This is a genomic window from Pseudazoarcus sp. NS20, assembly GCF_059703745.1.
Genome location: NZ_BAAKIY010000002.1, coordinates 492,640 through 511,447, shown reverse-complemented (window position 1 = coordinate 511,447; position 18,808 = coordinate 492,640). Strand labels below are relative to the sequence as shown.

The window sequence follows — 18,808 nt, the reverse complement described above, 5'->3', positions numbered from 1 at the left end:
GCCCTCGGGCACCCCTTTTTTGTGATCTGCCGGCCGCCTCACCTCACGGCGGGCGGCCACACATCAGCCGCGCGGACCACCCGGATTGCGCGGACGACGCGCACCGGCACCGTCACCACGCGGGCCATCGCCACGGCCACCGCCGTTGCCACGCGCCTGACCGCCACCGGAGCCATTGCCGGCACGACGGCCGCCGCCCGGCTGCTGACCACGCGCACCGCCGCCCTGACCCGGACGACCATGGCTGCGCGGGCCGGGGCGCGGCGGACGTGCATCCGACACTTCCACGTGCGTACCCGGCGCGGCCGGCACGAAGCCGGTTGCCTCGGCGCGCTGGATACGACGCTTGATGAGGCGCTCGATGGCTGCCAGCAGCTTGTTTTCTTCAACATCCACCAGCGAGATGGCGGCGCCCGAAGCGCCGGCACGGCCGGTACGGCCGATGCGGTGCACGTAGTCTTCCGGCACGTTCGGCAGTTCGAAGTTAACCACTTGGGGCAGTTGATCGATGTCCAGACCACGCGCGGCGATGTCGGTCGCGACCAGCACCGGCAGCTTGCCGTCCTTGAAGTCACCCAGCGCACGCGTGCGCGCCGACTGGCTCTTGTTGCCGTGAATGGCGGCGGACGGAATGCCGTTCTTCTCGAGATATTCGGAGAGCTTGTTGGCGCCGTGCTTGGTGCGCGTGAACACCAGCACCTGCTCCCAACTGTTCTGACGGATCAGCCACGCCAGCAATTCGCGCTTCTGCTTCTGACCGACCATGTACACCGCTTGGTCCACCAGCTCGTTGGCCGTATTGCGGCGCGCCACTTCGACGCAACCCGGGTTGTTCAGCAGGCCGTTGGCAAGCTGACGGATTTCATCCGAAAAGGTCGCCGAGAACAGCAGGTTCTGACGCTGCTTGGGCAGCAGGGCCAGCACCTTGCGGATGTCGCGAATGAAGCCCATGTCGAGCATGCGGTCGGCTTCGTCGAGCACGAAAATCTCGACGCCCGAAAGGTCCAGCGTCTGCTGACCAACGTGGTCGAGCAGACGGCCCGGCGTGGCAACCAGAATGTCCACGCGCTTGCGCAGCGCAGCGATCTGCGGGTTGATACCAACACCGCCGAACATCACCATCGACGTCAGATCAACGTGCTTGCTGTAGGTCTGCACGGATTCTTCGACCTGCGCGGCCAGCTCACGCGTCGGGGTCAGGATCAGGCAGCGCGGGCGGCCCGGTTTGCCGTTGGCGGCCGGCTTCTCAAGCAGGCGGTGCAGCACCGGCAGCGTGAAGCCGGCGGTCTTGCCCGTGCCGGTCTGCGCGGCGGCCAGCAGATCGCCGCCCGCAATGACCAGCGGGATGGCCTGCGCCTGCACCGGCGTAGGCGTGGTGTAACCAGCTTCGGAAATCGCACGCAAAAGGGGAGCGGCCAGTCCGAGACCGGTGAAATCGGTTTGAATCGTCATCTATTGAGCTACTCGTGCCGGGCCTGTCGCGCGTCTGCGAGACACCAATCTCAGGCTGGCGGGAAGTCGGGAGCCCGTTGCGGACCCACCGGATAGGAAAGTTGCGCCCGTGCCGATTGGAGACACGAACGGGGCGGATGATACCGCACTTCCGTCCCCTCCCCCGGACTATCTTCGCCGTTACGCCTGTGCCGACGGGGCCGCATCTCGCCGCAAGCTCGACGTGCAGCGCGCCCGCTGCGCGCTAACGCGAATCCCCCAGCACCAGTTCGAACTCCGGCTTGGGGCGCATCAAGGTCTGCTGCCGTGGAGTGGTGCGCATCTGCAGGCGCATGTATTCGTTGCGCCCGCGTGCTTCGTGCAGGCGCATGCAGTATTCGATGATCTCGATACGCGCGGCCAGTGGCACCTCGTTCATGCGGTCGAGATACAGCAGGTACGACACTTCGCCGACGCCGACCAGATTGAGCACGGTGCGCAAGCTGAACCACGGGTCTTCGCCTTCCTGGCTGATCGGCATGCCGTGGCGCATCATGATTTCGCGCACGTCATGCTCGATGCGCTCGGACAGCATCGGCAGGGACGCAGGCGGCTGCGCTCCGTACATGCCGGCCGCGGCCGGCAGACTGACGGCCAACAGCGCGCTGCAAAGCCACACGCGCCAGTGCTGCGAGTTGCGTACTTTGATCATGGCACCCTCCTCCTCGAACGGCCGGCGTCGCTTCTGGGGCGAACGTCTTCAGCCTGAGAAAAGAATGGATCAGTCGTGGGCCATGCGCATAGCGTAAAAACCCTTACTCGGCAGGTGCTTTTTCGGGTGTTTGTGACAACGGTGGCGGCAGCGCTTCGAGCCACTCCACCGCTTCGGCTTCGACGCGCGTGCGGCGCATCGGTGGCAGGCTGCGCCACACCATCTTGCCGTAGGGTTTGTTGATCATGCGCGGGTCGCAAACGCACAGCAGGCCGCGGTCGTTCTCGCTGCGGATCAGGCGCCCGGCGCCCTGCTTCATGCTGATCACCGCACGCGGCAGTTGGTAGCTCATGAAGGGGTTGTAACCGGCTTTCTGCATGTGCTCGATGCGCGCCGCCAGCACCGGGTCGTCGGGCGGTGCGAACGGCAGACGGTCGATGATCACCAGGCTCAGTGCATCACCCGGCACGTCCACGCCCTCCCAGAAGCTCTGGCTGGCCACCAGCACGGCGTTGCCGAGGCTACGAAAGCGCGCCAGCAGTTCGGTGCGCGAGCCCTCGCCCTGCAGCAGCATCGGCAAGTCGTCACCGGAAGCCGCCAGCCCATCGGCAATCTGCGCATGCACGCGGCGCATGGCACGCAGCGAGGTGCACAACACGAAGGCGCGGCCGCGCGAGGCGCGGATCAGCGGCAGTGCGGTGCGCGCCACAGCATCGGCGTAGTCGGGGTGATTGGGGTCGGGCATGTTGCTGGGGGCGTACAGCACGGCCTGCTCGGCGTATTCGAAGGGGCTGCCCCACACCGCTGTTACCGGCGGCTTCTCGAGCCACGACAAGCCCATCTCGTTGCAGTAGTGGGTGAAGTCGTTGCCCACCGCCAGCGTGGCCGAGGTGAACACCCACGCGCGCAACTGGCCTTCGAGCTGGCGTTTGAACACGCTCGCCACATGCAGCGGCGTGGCGTTGAGCGCCACCGACTGGCTGAACACCTCCACCCAGCGCACCATCTCGGTGTCTTCGGGGCCGCGCCAGCGCGCCAGCCGCTCGCGCATCTCTTGCGTGCGGCGCAAACAGTTGCCCAGTCCTTCCGAGCGCTCGGCCTGGGTCTCCAGCACCGTCTCGAAGGCGATCAGCGCATTCTCGGCTTCATCCACCGCCTCGTCGAAGCCTTCGCGCTCGGCCGCCACGCTGTAAGCCATGCGCGCCGATTCGGGGCCGAAGGCCAGCCGCAAATCACGCGCACCTTTCTCCAGCGCACGCGTGGCGTCGATCAAGTCACGGCAATCGGGGGCGGATGCGATGGTTTCGGAGCGCGTATCTCGAGCCAGCTCCAGGAGTTGCGCCGTGGAAACGCTTTCGCCGAAAAACAGGCTGGCCGTCTCCGGCAACTGATGCGCCTCATCGAAGATCACCGCATTGCAGGCCGGCAGCAACTCGCCCATGCCCACGTCGCGCAGCATCACGTCGGCGAAGAACAGGTGGTGGTTCACCACTACCACATCGGCGTCCATGGCCTCGCGCCGCGCCGCCATCACGAAGCAATCCTTCACGTTCGGGCATTCCTGCCCCAGGCAGTTGTCTCGCGTGGAGGTGGCGGCGATCCAGGCCAGCGAATCCTCGCGCACGTCGGTGCACTCGGCCTTGTCGCCGGTAGTGGTGATCTGCGCAAAGCGCACGATCTTGCGCAGGTCGGCCGCGTCCTGCGGGCTTTGAAACCGCCCTTCCCTGGCGTTGCGCTCCAAGTGATACGGGCACACGTAGTTGGCCCGACCTTTGAGCAGCGCCATGCGCACCGGCACCTTCAGCGCATCGCGCACGGTCGGCAAATCACGCTTGAAGAGCTGATCCTGCAGGGTCTTGGTGCCGGTGGAGACAATCACCTTACCGCCCGCCAGCAGCGCCGGCACAAGGTAAGCAAAGGTCTTGCCGGTGCCGGTGCCGGCTTCGGCCACCAGCACGCCGTAGTTCTTCAGCGCCTCTTCAATGCGCCCCGCCATCTCGATCTGCTGCGGCCGTGCCCGAAACCCCGGAATCGCGCGGGCGAGAGGCCCGTCGGGCGAAAAAGCGTGGGCAAGATCGGTCATGGAGAAGATGTGTCGCGGGAAAGGCGTAATGGTAGCAAGCGACAGTATCGTAGGGCGCAATAACCGCAGGGCATTGCGCCGGATGTGTCGAACATTCGGCGGACTACGCCGCGCTAATCCGCCCTACGGCAGCCACCTTAATCCGCCCCGCACCCGGCCAGAGCCAACGCAAAGCCGTCGTCCAAGTTCTCCCAGCAATCCTGCTCGACAAAGCCCGCCTCGCCGAGCAGCGCGAAGATTCCCTCCCGGGTGTACTTGTGAGCGCTCTCGATCCAGATCGGCTCGCCCTCGGCCAACGTCAATTCCAATTCTGCCGCCGGGATGCGCACCGTCTGCGCCTTGCGGCTCACCAGCCAAGCTTCGATGCGCGAGGCTTCGGCATTCCAGTGCACGCGGTAATCGAAGGCCGACAGCTCGAAATCGCCGCCGAGTTCGCGGTTGATGCGCAGCAGCAGGTTGCGGTCGAAGGCGGCCGTGACGCCAAGCGGGTCGTCGTAGGCGAGCAGCATGTCGCGCTCGCTCTTCACCAGATCGGCACCGAGCAGCACGCGGTCGCCTGGGCTCATGGCGGCACGCACTTTGCGCAGCATGGCCAGCGCGCCGGGGCGGTCGAAGTTGCCGATGTTGGAGCCCAGCATCAGCACCAGCTTTGGGCCGAGGGCGGCTTTCATTTCAGTCAGGCCGGCCTCGTAGCTGGCTTCATGGCGGAAGACGTGCAGGCCGGGCATGGCACTCAGCCGCGCATCCGCCGCCTCCAGTGCAGAAGCCGATACGTCGATCAGATGCACATCCAGCGGCATCGCCTGCGCATCTCGCGCGCCCAACAGACAGGCGAGCTTGGCGCCGTTACCGGGGCCTAGCTCCACCACCGAGCGCACGTGCGGGCACGCCGCCAGAATATCCGCGCCGTGCCGCTCCAGCACCGCCGTTTCGGCGCGCGTCAGGCGGTACCACGGCAAAGCGCAGATGGCTTCGAAAAGCGCCGAGCCGAGGGTGTCGTACAGGTAACGCGACGGCAGATGCCGTGGCGACGCGGTAAGGCTTGCGCGGATGTCGCGTGCAAAGGCAGCGACTTCAGCATCCAGCGGCATGCGTGCATTCATCGGCCACACTCCTCGACACAACGGAAACTCGCGAACACATAGGGATAGCGCGGGCGAAACCAGTTACGGAACGACGGGCGGATCAGTTCCACCACCGTCGCCGGTGACGCGCCCTTCATCACGTAATGCTGCCCATCGAAGAAATCGGCCGAATACTCCGGGTACTCGGCCATCGGCGTAAAGCCGGCAAACGGCGCAAACCGCGTGCAGGTCCATTCCCAGCCGTTGCCCACCAGATCCTCCACGCCCCAGGCGCTCGCGCCGTCCGGGTGGCTGCCGGCGGGCTCGGGGTCGTAACCGTCGAAGCCAAACGCGCCGTGACGAGCCTGCGGCGCTTCATCGCCCCACGGGTAGCGCCGCTGCGGGCCGCCCGGCTGACCAAGCGCCGCGCGTTGGTACTGCGCCTCGGTCGGCAAGGCCATGCCACGCCATCGCGCATAGGCGCTGGCCTCCGCACGCGTCACCCACACCGGCCACGCCAAGGGCAAAGGCAAGGTCTCAAACATGCCGCGCCACTGCCACGACTGCCCTTCGCGCTGCCAGAAATGCGGGTGCGTAATGCCCTTCTCGCGCAGCCACACCCAATCTCCGGCCTGCCACCAACGCTCGTCCTCATAGCCGCCGGCCTCGACAAAGGTGAGGTACTCGGCATTAGTGACGTTGTGGCGCTGAATGCGAAACGCCGGCACATCCGCACCGTGCGCCGGCAACTCGTTGTCCCACGCAAACGGCAGATCACCGGGCGCAACGCCCAACACCGCACGCCCGGCAGGCACCTCGACCATTTGCTGCACCGGCGGCGCCCCGCCCACCTTCGCCGCGTAACCTGCCGGCGCACGCTTGTGCTCGTGCGGCAGCGCATGCCACAGGTACATCAACGTCTCGTGGTGCATGGTCTCGTGCTCAAGCACGCGGTGCACCACATCCACCGGCCCCGCCGGGTCGCGCATTACGATCTCAATCGCCGCCCGCACGCGGCGGTCCGCCTCGTCGCGAAAGGCGATGACGGTGGCTCGATCCGGCCACTCATCCGCCTCGTTGCCCCGCGCCTTCACATCACTGGTGTCCTCATGCGGATCAATGCCGCGCTCGAACAACCGCTCCAGCTCTTCATCAATCGCTGGCCCGCCCAGCGCCTTGCGCACCAGATGCGCGTGGCTGAACGCCGGCACATGGCCTTCGTAGAACACGAGGGGGTTGCGTAAGGGAATCGGGCGACGGAAATAGGCATCGTCCGACAGCATCGCGTACAGCGAATGCATGCGACGACGATTGCGGTCGAACTGCTCGAACAACTCCTGCCCGACTTGAAACGTGGTGGGCGCATTCATGCGGCAGAACCTCCTGGCCGTGCCCACCGGATTCGGCAGGCGGGTTGCGATGGCTGCAACGCTACCCGCTCAATGTTGCCTCTTGTGGCGGGCGGGTGCCAACTCCAAGAAGTAGCGAAAAATGACTAAAGCTCGCAACTTATGAAGCGTGGGTCACGAACAAAGATCGGAAGGGTAAAAACATGCGGCGCAATGCCCTGCGGTTGTTGCGCCCTAAGCGGGCTCATGCTGGTCCCCATCGCAATATCAATGAAGTGACAGTAAGCAAAGCGCAGGCCCGCCCGAGCATAGGGTGGGTTACGCGGGGCTACCGGGTTCCTAGCCTCGGCTGCAAAACGCACGCTCCCTACACTCGATACAACACTCAGGGCCCACCCTCGCGCCATGGCCAATCGACGGCCGCGTCATACGGCGCATCCCCAAATAAAGGCTGACGCCCGGCTCGGCCGATAGCGCCTCTAACTTTTGCCGCACCATGTTGAAAGCCAGACACAGCGCCTGCAGCGAATCCACGCCACAGGCGAAAAGCGCTTCCACCTCGGCACCGCGCGCGATCCGAACCGGGCAGCGCCAGTCCATGCCCGTCACGGTAGTCACAGCTTGAACAGGCGCCCCGATCTCAACGGTGAGGCTCACCGCGCCCGACGCGCTGATCAGTTCGAATGTGCGTTCAGCCACGACATGGCTGAAGCTCGTCGGAATCGGCGGAAGTTCTTTCATGGGTACTCCCAGGCAATGCATCGAACCGCCAGAACGCAGCAAAACTCAAGCCCGGCGACGGTCGAATGGCCCGCCCACAGCCCCCTGGGCTTGGGCCCCGAGATATCAGCGGGCGCCGAGCAAGCCTGCAGTTTGATGTTTCACAAACTGAATGAACGCCGCCACTTCGCCTGACCGCGATGCCAAGCGGTCTTCCGCCCGCCCGAGATACGCATCGCGTGCTGCACGCATCAGTGGCTGATGCTCGGCCGGCAAGCGCGCCAGCGCCCAATCGGCCGCAACATCCTTCGGCGCAATCTCGCCCGTTTCCGCGCTGTACCAGATGCGGCACAGGGTCAGCACAACATTGCGCTCATCGCCTTCCCAGTCGGGGGGCGAGCTCCAGACCGTCAGCGCAGCAGCCAAGGCTTCGAACAAGTCGCTGTGCGGCACCGGCTCGAAGAGGTCTTTCGCGCTCGCCCCCCGCAACGCGATGCCGTGCTGCCTAACCTGAGCCAGCAAAACCGCCAAATCCGCATCCACCTGAGCCGGCTCGACCACTCCGCAAAGAATGTCCTCTCGCTGCCACTCACCAAACTGCAATTCCCGCTTGGCCGGATACCGCCACGGCACAACCTCGTCGCGCACGACGACCGTCACCTCCAGCGCGCGCAGCGCTTCACTCTCACCGGGGAAAGAGGACACCTTCAACAAGTCGCTCACCAACTTCAACCGCACTTTCGCATCAAGCGGCGCAGCCACCGTGACCAAAAAATCCACATCGCTTAACGGCTTGAGCCCGCCATCCAGCGCCGAACCATACAAATGCACGGCTACCAAAGCCGACTCAAGGTGTCGCTCGATCACGGAGACGGCTTGCTTTACTTGAGCGGTAATCTCGATGGGAATGCCTTCAGTCATTGGGAGTAATGTTCTGTATTCCTGCGCACCGGAAAGAAGCGCCTAACCGAGGTAGCTCACTGCGATAACCACGGTTGTTCCCCGAGCAGACGGCCGCCCCGGCTTTGCCCCGCAAGCTCACTTCTGCTGGCTCACCGCAACGCTGCCGCTCTCAGTCACCGTCACGTACCGCTGAGCCACCTGCCCCGAAGTGAATCCTCGAGAAAAAATGACATGGACGCTGCGGCTACCGACTCGCTCATGGCCCAACTCATAGGCAATCTGCACTCCATTGGCGGTGAAACCTTCGAGCGCCTTCAAGTGCTCCGCCGCCAACGAGAAATGCTGCCCGAAAGCTTCCACCTCTAGCGATGCGATGCCCGTTTCCGACTGAGTACCGGAGATGTTTACAGAACCCGAACCCGCGACGCCCTTCGACTCAACACTGAAAGCATCGAAAAGCAAGATCGCTTCCCGCGAGGCAAAACCACTTTGGGACGCGCCGAGCAGCGATAGAACGAAAGCCGCACTCAGGAAGGTCTTGCGCGATGAAAGCATGTGACTGATTCCCCCATTCGGACTTCATGCAAAACTCGGCGCAATGTCCTGCGCTCACTCCAGCCTGCCCGAGCAGTCAGGCCGCATCATACGTCGCGACAGGCCTGCTCTATGACGGGGGTTCTCGCCGCCTCCATCTGCCCTGGCACTTCCGCGTTGGACAAGGCCTTGAGGAAGTTTGCGCGCGCCAACTCCCTGTCACCAAAAAGGAACAACTCCTCCGACGTGCCAAAGCTTACAGAGCCCGGCGGCCGTGGGTGCGCGCCGTCAGATTGCGGAATGGCAGCTCTTCGGAGTTCGTCAGCGAGAGCAGAGGCTTGAAAAGTGCCTGGCTTTACGCTGATCCAAGCAGGCAGCGCGCCATAGGTTAACAATCCAGAACCATCGCTATTGACGATAAGGCGGCAGCCGCCATGGGGCATGTCGAAGGTAACGACCGGACCATGGAGACCCTCAGCCTTAGCTTGCCCCGCGAGAAGAAGGACAAAGACCAACGCATGAACTCTCACAAACGACCTCACGACTGAGTTAAGTGGCCGCGATAGCGGCGGCTTGAATGCCAGACGGCATAAAGCGAGAGCGCCTCCAAGCGGCCCCAAAGGGCTACGCCCGATGTGCCTCGGCCAGATACTCCCTGCCCCTCATTTCGACCAAGCGACTCACCGTACGCACAAACTCGTGCGCGTTCTGCCCCTCCACATACACCTCATGCGCCTCCACCTCGGCGCTGACTACAAGGTTCACCCGCTGGTCGTAAAGCACGTCGATGAGCCAAGTGAAGCGGCGCGCGGCAGAGGCTTCGGCCGGCGTCATGCGCGGCACGGCAGATAACAACAGGGTGTGGTGCTGGCGGGCGATGTCGAGGTAGTCGTTCTGCGAGCGCGGGCCGTCGCACAGGGTGGCGAAATCGAACCAGATGACGCCGGCGGCGCGGCCGAGCACAGGCAGCGTGCGCTCTTGCACTTCGACGTGACCGGGCTCCGGCAGGGTCTGGGTGAGGCGCTCGAAGTCGGCGGCGAGGCGGGCTTCGGCCACTGCGTCGGCGGGGACGACCCAGGTCTGCATGTCGACCAGCGCGCGCAGGCGGTAGTCGTTGCCGGCGTCCACTTCGAGAACGTCGAAGCGCTGGTTCATCAGCTCGATGGTGGGGATGAAACGCTGGCGCTGCAGGCCGTGGGGGTACAGGCCGTCGGGCGGGTAGTTGGAGGTCATGACGAAGACCACACCGGCGGCCAGCAGCGATTCGAGCAGGCGGCCGAGGATCATGGCGTCGGCGATGTCGGAGACGTGGAATTCGTCGAAGCAGAACAGGCGTGTTTCTGCCGCGATGCGCTCGACCACTTTGGCGAGCGGGTCGGCTGCGTGGTTGAGGCGGCGCAGGTCGTTCTGCACCTCTTGCATGAAGGCGTGGAAGTGCACGCGGCGCTTTTTGGGCTCCGGCACGGCCTCGTGAAAGCGGTCCATGACGAAGCTTTTGCCGCGCCCTACTCCGCCCCACAGATAGACGCTGCGCGGTGGAGCAGGCTTGCTGAACAAGCGGCTGAGGAAGCCGGCTGCGGGTGAGGCAAGCTCGTCTGCCAGGCGTTGCAACCGGGTGATGGCGGTTTGCTGCGAGGCGTCGGCAGTGAAGCCGCGCTCGGCGAGGGCTGTGTGGTAGGCGGAGACGATGACGCCGGATGCGGGTTCAGTCATGTGGGCAGGCTGGATAAGCGCCGAGGCGGGTTCAGGGGCGTTGGGCCATGCGGGAATGGCGCGACTGCAAGCGAGGCTGCAGGTGGGGATGGTAGCGCACGGGATTGCTACGGCGCGGGTGACTCGCACGACATGGGCCCGAGTGCTGCGACGCGGTCACTGGATTGCTTCGGCGCTGCGCTTCTCGCAATGACAGATTCTTGAGCGCCCTGCCATCGTGTGAGCCTCTTGCGGCAGGCTCACACGATGGCAATGGCGGGACGCCGCTCAGAAGTGCAGCGGGCGCTTGTCGACGGCCAGGGCGGCCTCGTGCACCACTTCCGACATGGTCGGGTGAGCGTGGCAGATGCGGGCGAGGTCTTCGGCTGCACCGGCGAACTCCATGGCCACGACGGCTTCGGCGATGAGCTCCGAGGCACCGGCACCGATGATGTGCACGCCGAGGATGCAATCCGTTTCGGCGTCGGCGAGGATCTTGGCGAATCCCTCGGGGGCGGCCATGCCCATGGCACGGCCGTTGAAGGCAAACGGGATCTTGCCGGCGCGGTACTTCACGCCGTCAGCCTTGAGCTGCTGCTCGGTCTTGCCGACCCAGGCGATTTCGGGGGCGGTGTAGATGACCCACGGCACGGTGTTGAAGTCGCAGTGGCCAGCCTGGCCGTTGATGACCTCGGCCACCATCACGCCCTCTTCCATGGCCTTGTGCGCGAGCATGGGGCCGCGCACCACGTCGCCCACGGCCCACACTCCGGGCAGGCCGGTGGCGCAGTGATCATCGACCTTGATGAAGCCGCGATCATCCAGCTCGAGACCGACGCGGTCGGCATCCAGCCCGTCGGTGTTGGGCACACGGCCCACCGACACGATGAGGCGGTCTGCGGCGAGCTTGTGCTCTTTGCCGTCTTTGTCGGTGTAGTCGATGGACACGCCGCTGCGGGTTTTCTTGACCTCGCCGATCTTGCAGCCGAGCTGGATGTCGAGACCCTGCTTGGTGAAGATCTTGAGCGCTTCCTTGCCCACATCCACGTCAGCCGCGCCGAGGAAATCCGGCAGGGCTTCGAGCACGGTGACTTCGGCACCCAGGCGGCGCCACACCGAGCCCATTTCCAGACCGATGACACCGGCGCCGATGACGGCGAGCTTCTTGGGCACGGTTTCGAGATCGAGCGCGCCGACGTTGTCGCAGACCACCTTGTTGTCGACTTCGATGTCTTTCAGGTGACGCGGGCGCGAGCCGGTGGCCACGATGACATTCGTGGCGAGCACCTCTTCGTCACCCACGGCGATGCGCCAGCGATCACCCTCGCGCGCGATGAAGCGACCGTGCCCGGCGACAAAGGTGACCTTGTTCTTCTTGAACAGGCCCTTGATGCCGCCGGTGAGCTGATCAACGATGCCGTTCTTGCGCTTGAGCATCTGCGCCACGTCAATCTTGGGCTTGCCGACAACGATGCCCTGGTCGGCAAAAGTGTGGCCGGCTTCCTCGAACAAATGCGAGGTGTGCAGCAGTGCCTTGGACGGAATGCAGCCGACGTTCAGGCAGGTACCGCCCAGACGCGGTTCGCCTTTGGGGTCGGCATAGGGGTTGGATTCGCAGCAGGCCGTCTTGAGGCCGAGTTGGGCAGCGCGGATGGCCGCCACGTAACCGCCGGGGCCACCGCCGATCACGAGTACGTCAAATTCCCGGGTGGACATGGGTGTGTGTCTCCTGTGGGGTGTGCGAGACGCGCACCGGCCGGATGACGGCCGGTGCGGCGAGAGCGTGAATCAGATGTCGATGATCAGGCGCGCAGGGTCTTCCAGCGCTTCCTTGATGGTGACCAGGCCCAGCACGGCTTCACGGCCGTCGATGATGCGGTGGTCGTACGACAGCGCGAGGTAGTTGATCGGGCGGATGACGACCTGACCGTTCTCCACCACCGGGCGATCCTTGGTGGCGTGGATGCCCAGGATTGCCGACTGCGGCGGGTTGATGATCGGGGTCGACAGCATCGAGCCGAACACGCCGCCGTTGGAGATCGAGAAGGTGCCACCGGTCAGCTCTTCCATGCTGAGCTTGCCTTCCTGCGCCTTCTTGCCGAACTCGGCGATCTTCTTCTCGATGTCGGCGATGCTCATCTGATCGGCGTCACGGATGATCGGCACCACCAGACCACGCGGGCTGCCGACGGCGATGCCGACGTCGATGTAGCCGTGATAGATGATGTCATTGCCGTCCACCGAGGCGTTGATGATGGGGAATTTCTTCAGCGCGGCCACCACCGCCTTGACGAAGAAGCCCATGAAGCCCAGGCGCACGCCGTGCGTCTTCTCGAAGCGCTCGCCGTACTTCTTGCGCAGCTCCATCACCGGCGCCATGTTCACTTCGTTGAAGGTCGTGAGGATGGCGTTTTCGTTCTTCGACTGCAGCAGGCGCTCGGCGATGCGGGCGCGCAGGCGCGTCATCGGCACGCGCTCTTCCGGGCGGTCGGCAGCGTCACGCTCGATGGTGCGCTCGGAGCGCGCAGGCGCGCTGCTGCCGGCTGCCACGGCGTCTTCCTTGGTGACACGGCCACCACGGCCGGTGCCGGAAACGCTGTCGGCCGACACGCCTTTCTCTTCGAGAATCTTGCGTGCCGCCGGGCTGGCTGCGGACGACGAAGAAGACGACGATGTCGAGGCGGCCGCCGGCTTGCTCTCGGCTTTAGCCGGTGCAGCAGCGGACTTGCTCTCGGCCTTGGCGGCGCCCTTGGCTTCGGTGTCGATCTGGGCGATCAGCTCGCCCGATGCGACGGTATCGCCATCGCCCTTGACGATCTTGATGATCACACCGTCGGCGGGTGCCGGCGTTTCGAGCACGACCTTGTCGGTTTCGATGTCGATCAGGTTCTCATCACGCGAAACCGCGTCGCCTTCCTTCTTGTGCCACTTCACCAGCGTCGCTTCAGACACCGATTCCGACAGTTGGGGCACCTTCACTTCTATCAGCATGGAGTTTTCTCCCTGTTGCCTGTTCTGTTTGCCGAGGGGGACGAATCAATCCTTGAGCGGACTGAATGCGTTTTCGATGATGGTTTTCTGCTGCAGGTTGTGCTTTGCGTAATACCCCACCGCCGGCGACGCTGCGCCCGGGCGGCTGACCAGCTTGAGCGTGCGCTTGGCGCCCAGCACGTTGGCCAGATGCTGGCGAGAGGCAAGCCAGTACCAGGCACCCTGGTTACGCGGCTCTTCCTGACACCACACGTATTCCTTGGCGTTGGGGAAGCCGTCGAGCACCTTGCCCAGCGCCTCGGCCGGGAACGGGTACAACTGCTCGATGCGCACCAGCGCGGTGTCGGTGATGCCCTGCTCACGGCGGTAGGCCAGCAGCTCGTAGTAGATCTTGCCTTGGCACAGCACGACGCGTTTGACCTTCTTGGCTTCCAGCGCATCGACCTCGCCGATGACCGTCTGGAAGCGCCCGGTGGCCAGCTCGTCGAGCGTGGAAATGGCCTCTTTGTGACGCAGCAGCGATTTCGGCGTGATGATGACCAGCGGCTTGCGCACCTTGCGCAGCATCTGGCGGCGCAGCAGGTGGAAAATCTGAGCCGGCGTGGTGGGTACGCACACCTGCCAGTTGGTTTGCGCGGCCATGTTCATGAAGCGCTCGATACGCGCCGACGAGTGCTCCGGGCCCTGCCCTTCGTAACCGTGCGGCAGCATCATCGTGAGACCGCACAGACGGCCCCACTTGGCTTCGCCCGAGCTGATGAACTGATCGAGCACCACCTGCGCACCGTTCACGAAGTCGCCGAACTGCGCCTCCCACACCACGAGCTGGTTGGGCTCGGCGGTGGCGTAGCCATAGTCGAAGGCCAGCACGGCCTCTTCGGACAGCACGGAATCGAAGATGTTGAACGGGCCCTGGCCGTCGCGAATTTCCTGCAGCGGAATCCACGCGCCATCGTTCCAGCGTTCGCGCTTCTGGTCGTGGAACACCGCATGGCGGTGGAAGAAGGTGCCGCGGCCCACGTCTTCACCCGACACGCGAATGCCGTAACCCTGCGCCACCAGACTGGCGTAGGCGAGGTTTTCGCCCATGCCCCAGTCGAGCGGCAATTCGCCTTTGCCCATGGCTGCGCGGTCGTTGACGATTTTCTCGACGCGCGAATGCAGGGCGAAGCCTTCGGGCACCGCCGTCAGGCGCTCGGCCAGACGCTGCGCTTCGGACATCGGAATGGCGGTGTCGGCCTCGTCGGTGTAGGGCTGACCGAGGAACGGTGTCCAATCAACGGCGTACTTGCTGCTGTGGCCCGACAGCACCGGGTTGGACAGCAACTCGCCGCGGTCGAGGTGCTCGCGATAGTCGCGGATGACGTTGTCGGGCTCTTCCGGCGGGATGGAGCCTTCCGCCACCAGACGGTCAGCGTAGATCTGCCGCGTGCCGGGGTGCGCCGCAATCTTGCGGTACATCAACGGCTGCGTGACCATCGGCTCGTCCTGCTCGTTGTGGCCGAGTTTGCGGAAGCACATGATGTCGATGACGACATCTTTCTTGAACTCGTTGCGGAATTCGACCGCCATCTGCGTCACCAAGGCCACTGCCTCGGGGTCGTCGCCGTTCACGTGGAAGATCGGCGCCTCGACCATCTTGAAGATGTCGGTGCAGTACAGCGACGAACGAATGTCGCGCGGGTCGGAGGTGGTGAAACCGATCTGGTTGTTCACCACGATGTGGATGGTGCCGCCCGTGCCGTAGCCACGCGTCTGCGAGAAGTTGAGCATCTCCTGGTTGACGCCCTGCCCTGCCACGGCGGCATCGCCGTGGATGAGCACGCCCACCACCTGCTTCTTCTCGGTGTCGCCGCGGCGTTGCTGGCGTGCGTACACCGAGCCGGCCACCACCGGGTTGATGATCTCGAGGTGCGAGGGGTTGAAGGCCAGCGTGAGGTGCACCGGGCCACCGGGGCTCATCACGTCGCTGGAAAACCCCATGTGGTACTTCACGTCGCCCGAGGCGAGGTCGGCCGCGGCTTTGCCCTCGAACTCGGAGAACAGCATCGAGGGCGACTTGCCCAGCACGTTCACCAACAGGTTCAGGCGGCCACGGTGGGCCATGCCGATGACGATTTCCTGCGCGCCATTGCTGCCGGCCACGCGCACGATCTCGTCCATGGCGACGATCATGGATTCGCCGCCTTCGAGCGAGAAGCGCTTCTGGCCGACGTACTTGGTGTGCAGGTAGCGCTCAAGCGTCTCGGCAGCGGTGACGCGGCCTAGGATGCGGCGCTTGTCTTCGACCGAGAAGCGCGGCGTGCCGCGCAGGCTTTCGAGGCGCTTCTGGATCCAGCGCTTTTGCTGGATCTCGGAGATGTACATGTACTCGCTGCCGATCGAGCCGCAATAGGTCTGGCGGATGGCTTCGAGAATTTCGCGCAGCGTCGCGTGCTCGCCACTGAAACCGTGGAACGAGCCTACATTGAAGCTGCGGTTGAGGTCGGCTTCGGTGAAGCCGTAATGCGAGGGCTCCAGCTCGGCCACATCGGGGCGCTCATTGCGCTTGAGCGGATCGAGATTGGCCCAGCGATTGCCCAGAAAGCGATAGGCATTGATGAGTTGCAGCGTCTTGACCTGGAGCTTGTCGTCGTCGCCGGCCGACACCGTGCGCATGCGTGGCTTCTTGGCCAGTTGCGCGAAGGATTCGACCACCGGACTGTGGGCGACATCGCGCACCGCGGCACCTGCCTGCGCCTGCAACTTGTCGAAGTATTCGCGCCAACTGTCCTCTACCGAGGCCGGGTCGGCCAGGTAGGATTCGTACAGCTCCTCGACAAACGGGGCGTTGCTGCCGAATAGGTAGGACGTCGATCTGCGCTCTTGCATCATTTTGATCACCTGCTCGCTGGGTACTTCACGACTTGCAGTGCTGCAACGCCTTCCTGATGTGAAAACGGGACGACCGCACAGCGCGGCCATCCCGTCTAAGAATCAGGAATGGCAGGCAGCTTCCTGCTCCTGCGACATGGCGTTCATCGCTTGGCCATGTCGGGGACGTCGCGACGCGCTGCACCGGTGTACAGCTGACGCGGACGCCCGATCTTGTATTCCGGATCGGTGATCATTTCTTCCCACTGGGTGATCCAGCCGACGGTACGCGCCAGGGCGAACACGCAGGTGAACATCGAAGTGGGAATGCCGATCGCCTTCTGGACGATGCCGGAGTAGAAATCCACGTTCGGGTAAAGCTTGCGCTCGACGAAGAACTCGTCTTCCAGCGCGATGCGCTCGAGTTCCATCGCCAGTTTGAACAGACGGTCGTTTTCCAGACCGAGTTCGCCCAGCACGTCGTAGCAGACCTTGCGCATCAGCTTGGCGCGCGGGTCGTAGTTCTTGTAGACGCGGTGACCGAAGCCCATCAGGCGGAACGGGTCGTCCTTGTCCTTGGCACGCTTGATGTATTCACCCACGCGCGACACGTCGCCGATCTCTTCGAGCATGTTGAGGCAGGCTTCGTTGGCACCACCGTGGGCCGGGCCCCACAGACATGCGATGCCGGCCGAGATGCAGGCGAACGGGTTGGCGCCCGACGAGCCGGCCAGACGCACGGTCGAGGTCGAGGCGTTCTGCTCGTGATCGGCATGCAGCGTGAAGATGACGTCGAGCGCATGTGCGACCACCGGGTTCGGCTTGTACTCCTCACACGGGGTGGCGAACATCATGTGCATGAAGTTCTCGGAGTAGCTCAGGTCGTTGCGCGGGAACATGAACTGCTGCCCGGTGTTGTACTTGTACGCCATGGCGACGATGGTCGGCAGCTTGGCGATGAGGCGATACACCGACATGGTGCGGTGCTCTTCGTCCGAGAAATCCATGGCTTCGTGGTAGAAGGCCGAAAGCGCGCCGACGATGCCGACCATGATGGCCATCGGGTGCGCATCACGGCGGAAGCCGTTGTAGAAGCGCATGAGCTGATCGTGCAGCATCGAGTGGTTCTTGATGGAACGCTCGAACTCGGCCTTTTGCGTTTCGTTGGGCAGTTCGCCTTTGCGCAGCAGATAGGCGACCTCGAGGAAGCTGCATTTGTCGGCAAGCTGCTCGATGGGGTAACCGCGATACAGCAGTTCGCCCTTGTCACCGTCAATGAACGTGATCGAGGATTTGCAGCTGCCCGTCGAGAGGAAGCCTGAGTCGTAGGTGAACAGACCGGTCTGGCCACCGAGGCTGCGGATGTCGATGACATCGTTGCCGTGCGTGCCGCTCAGGATCGGGAAATTGTAGGTTTTCCCGTCCACGGTCAGCGTTGCATTACGTTCATTGCTCATTGTCTTTCCCTTATGCTTGCCAAATATTTCTTGTTGTCGGCGTCTGCCCGCTGCGGCGTCACAGCCGCTGCAGCAGCGCGATGATTTCTTTCCAGCGCTCTTCCGGACATGCCTCGCTGCCATTCACCATGGCCCAGAGCTCATGGTCTTCGCAGAGCAACAAATCCTCGAGATTCGCCAGCTGTACGTCGTCAAGACCGTCCAAGTGTCGCTCAATAAAGCGCTCAAGAACAAGATCGAGTTCCAGAAGCGCCCTGCGGCAATGCCAGCGAACACGGCCTTTCGGGCTCGTCATACGGCGCGCTGCACCATCAAGTCCTTGATCTTGCCGATGGCCTTGGTCGGGTTCAGGCTCTTCGGGCAGACATCCACGCAGTTCATGATTGAATGGCAGCGGAACAGGCGATACGGATCTTCGAGGTTATCCAAACGCTCGCTGGTGGCCTGATCACGCGTGTCCGCGATGAAGCGATACGCGGCCAGCAGACCGGCCGGCCCCACGAACTTGTCGGGGTTCCACCAGAACGACGGGCAGGCCGTGGAACAGCATGCGCACAGAATGCATTCGTACAGGCCGTTGAGCTCATCGCGATCTTCGGGCGACTGCAGGCGCTCGCGCTCGGGCGCTGCGTCGTTGTTGATCAGGTACGGCTTGATTGAGTGGTATTGCTTGAAGAACTGCGTCATGTCGACGATCAAGTCGCGAATGACGGGCAGGCCCGGCAACGGGCGCAGCACCACGGGCTGCTTCAGATCGGCAATGTCGGTCATGCAAGCCAGACCGTTCTTGCCGTTGATGTTCATGGCATCCGAGCCGCACACGCCTTCGCGGCACGAGCGGCGGAACGATAGCGAGTCGTCCTTGGCCTTGAGGCGCACCAGCGCATCGAGCAGTTTCTTGTCCGCCGGATCAAGCTCAACGGAAATGTCCTGCATCCACGGCTTTTCGTCACGATCAGGGTCGTAGCGATAAATCTTGAACTGGAGTTCGCGAGTACTCATGTCATCGTTCTCCGGCA

Annotated in this window: 15 protein-coding genes; all 15 read right to left on the bottom strand. The window is 63.7% G+C overall.

Annotation, left to right across the window (positions count from 1 at the left end; all coding sequences use genetic code 11):
* Positions 1-63: 63 nt before the first annotated feature.
* Positions 64-1,452: a DEAD/DEAH box helicase gene (locus tag AC6H0W_RS08115; protein WP_497576650.1), complete on the bottom strand. Its 1,389-nt coding sequence runs from the start codon at positions 1,450-1,452 to the stop codon at positions 64-66.
* Positions 1,453-1,696: 244 nt separating this feature from the next.
* Entirely contained in the window at positions 1,697-2,143 is a 447-nt protein-coding gene (locus AC6H0W_RS08110) for a hypothetical protein (protein WP_497576649.1), read from the bottom strand.
* A 103-nt stretch (positions 2,144-2,246) separates the two neighbouring features.
* Positions 2,247-4,226 carry a DNA repair helicase YoaA gene (gene yoaA / locus AC6H0W_RS08105; protein WP_497576648.1) on the bottom strand — a complete coding sequence of 660 codons (1,980 nt, stop codon included), beginning with the start codon at positions 4,224-4,226 and terminating at the stop codon, positions 2,247-2,249.
* A 137-nt stretch (positions 4,227-4,363) separates the two neighbouring features.
* Positions 4,364-5,329 carry an L-histidine N(alpha)-methyltransferase gene (locus tag AC6H0W_RS08100; RefSeq protein ID WP_497576647.1) on the bottom strand — a complete coding sequence of 322 codons (966 nt, stop codon included), beginning with the start codon at positions 5,327-5,329 and terminating at the stop codon, positions 4,364-4,366.
* Positions 5,326-6,660, bottom strand: a complete 1,335-nt coding sequence (locus AC6H0W_RS08095) for an SUMF1/EgtB/PvdO family nonheme iron enzyme (RefSeq protein WP_497576646.1) — start codon at positions 6,658-6,660, stop codon at positions 5,326-5,328. Before AC6H0W_RS08095 ends, AC6H0W_RS08100 begins: the two co-directional genes overlap by 4 nt.
* Before the next feature lie 318 nt (positions 6,661-6,978).
* On the bottom strand, positions 6,979-7,380 hold the full coding sequence (locus tag AC6H0W_RS08090) for a DUF6968 family protein (protein ID WP_497576645.1): 402 nt from the start codon (positions 7,378-7,380) through the stop codon (positions 6,979-6,981).
* Positions 7,381-7,485: 105 nt separating this feature from the next.
* On the bottom strand, positions 7,486-8,280 hold the full coding sequence (locus AC6H0W_RS08085) for an AadA family aminoglycoside 3''-O-nucleotidyltransferase (protein ID WP_497576644.1): 795 nt from the start codon (positions 8,278-8,280) through the stop codon (positions 7,486-7,488).
* 117 nt (positions 8,281-8,397) lie between these two features.
* A complete protein-coding gene (locus tag AC6H0W_RS08080; RefSeq protein ID WP_497576643.1) occupies positions 8,398-8,817 on the bottom strand; it encodes a hypothetical protein in 420 nt (139 codons plus the stop codon).
* Positions 8,818-9,420: 603 nt separating this feature from the next.
* Positions 9,421-10,509 (bottom strand): cell division protein ZapE, encoded by a 1,089-nt coding sequence (gene zapE, locus AC6H0W_RS08075; RefSeq protein WP_497576642.1) that lies wholly within the window; start codon positions 10,507-10,509, stop codon positions 9,421-9,423.
* A 267-nt stretch (positions 10,510-10,776) separates the two neighbouring features.
* Positions 10,777-12,204: a dihydrolipoyl dehydrogenase gene (gene lpdA, locus AC6H0W_RS08070; RefSeq protein ID WP_497576641.1), complete on the bottom strand. Its 1,428-nt coding sequence runs from the start codon at positions 12,202-12,204 to the stop codon at positions 10,777-10,779.
* Between the two features lie 72 nt (positions 12,205-12,276).
* The gene (gene odhB, locus AC6H0W_RS08065) at positions 12,277-13,479 is read right to left on the bottom strand and encodes a 2-oxoglutarate dehydrogenase complex dihydrolipoyllysine-residue succinyltransferase (protein ID WP_497576640.1); all 1,203 of its coding nucleotides are present in this window, start codon (positions 13,477-13,479) and stop codon (positions 12,277-12,279) included.
* Positions 13,480-13,524: 45 nt separating this feature from the next.
* Entirely contained in the window at positions 13,525-16,353 is a 2,829-nt protein-coding gene (locus tag AC6H0W_RS08060) for a 2-oxoglutarate dehydrogenase E1 component (protein ID WP_497576639.1), read from the bottom strand.
* 143 nt (positions 16,354-16,496) lie between these two features.
* Positions 16,497-17,789, bottom strand: a complete 1,293-nt coding sequence (gltA, locus tag AC6H0W_RS08055; RefSeq protein WP_497576638.1) for a citrate synthase — start codon at positions 17,787-17,789, stop codon at positions 16,497-16,499.
* A gap of 58 nt (positions 17,790-17,847) precedes the next feature.
* Positions 17,848-18,084 carry an FAD assembly factor SdhE gene (locus AC6H0W_RS08050; RefSeq protein ID WP_497576637.1) on the bottom strand — a complete coding sequence of 79 codons (237 nt, stop codon included), beginning with the start codon at positions 18,082-18,084 and terminating at the stop codon, positions 17,848-17,850.
* Complete coding sequence (locus AC6H0W_RS08045) at positions 18,081-18,791, bottom strand: succinate dehydrogenase iron-sulfur subunit (protein ID WP_497576636.1); 711 nt, start codon at positions 18,789-18,791, stop codon at positions 18,081-18,083. The genes AC6H0W_RS08050 and AC6H0W_RS08045 overlap by 4 nt, the downstream gene beginning before the upstream one ends.
* Positions 18,792-18,808: the final 17 nt, after the last annotated feature.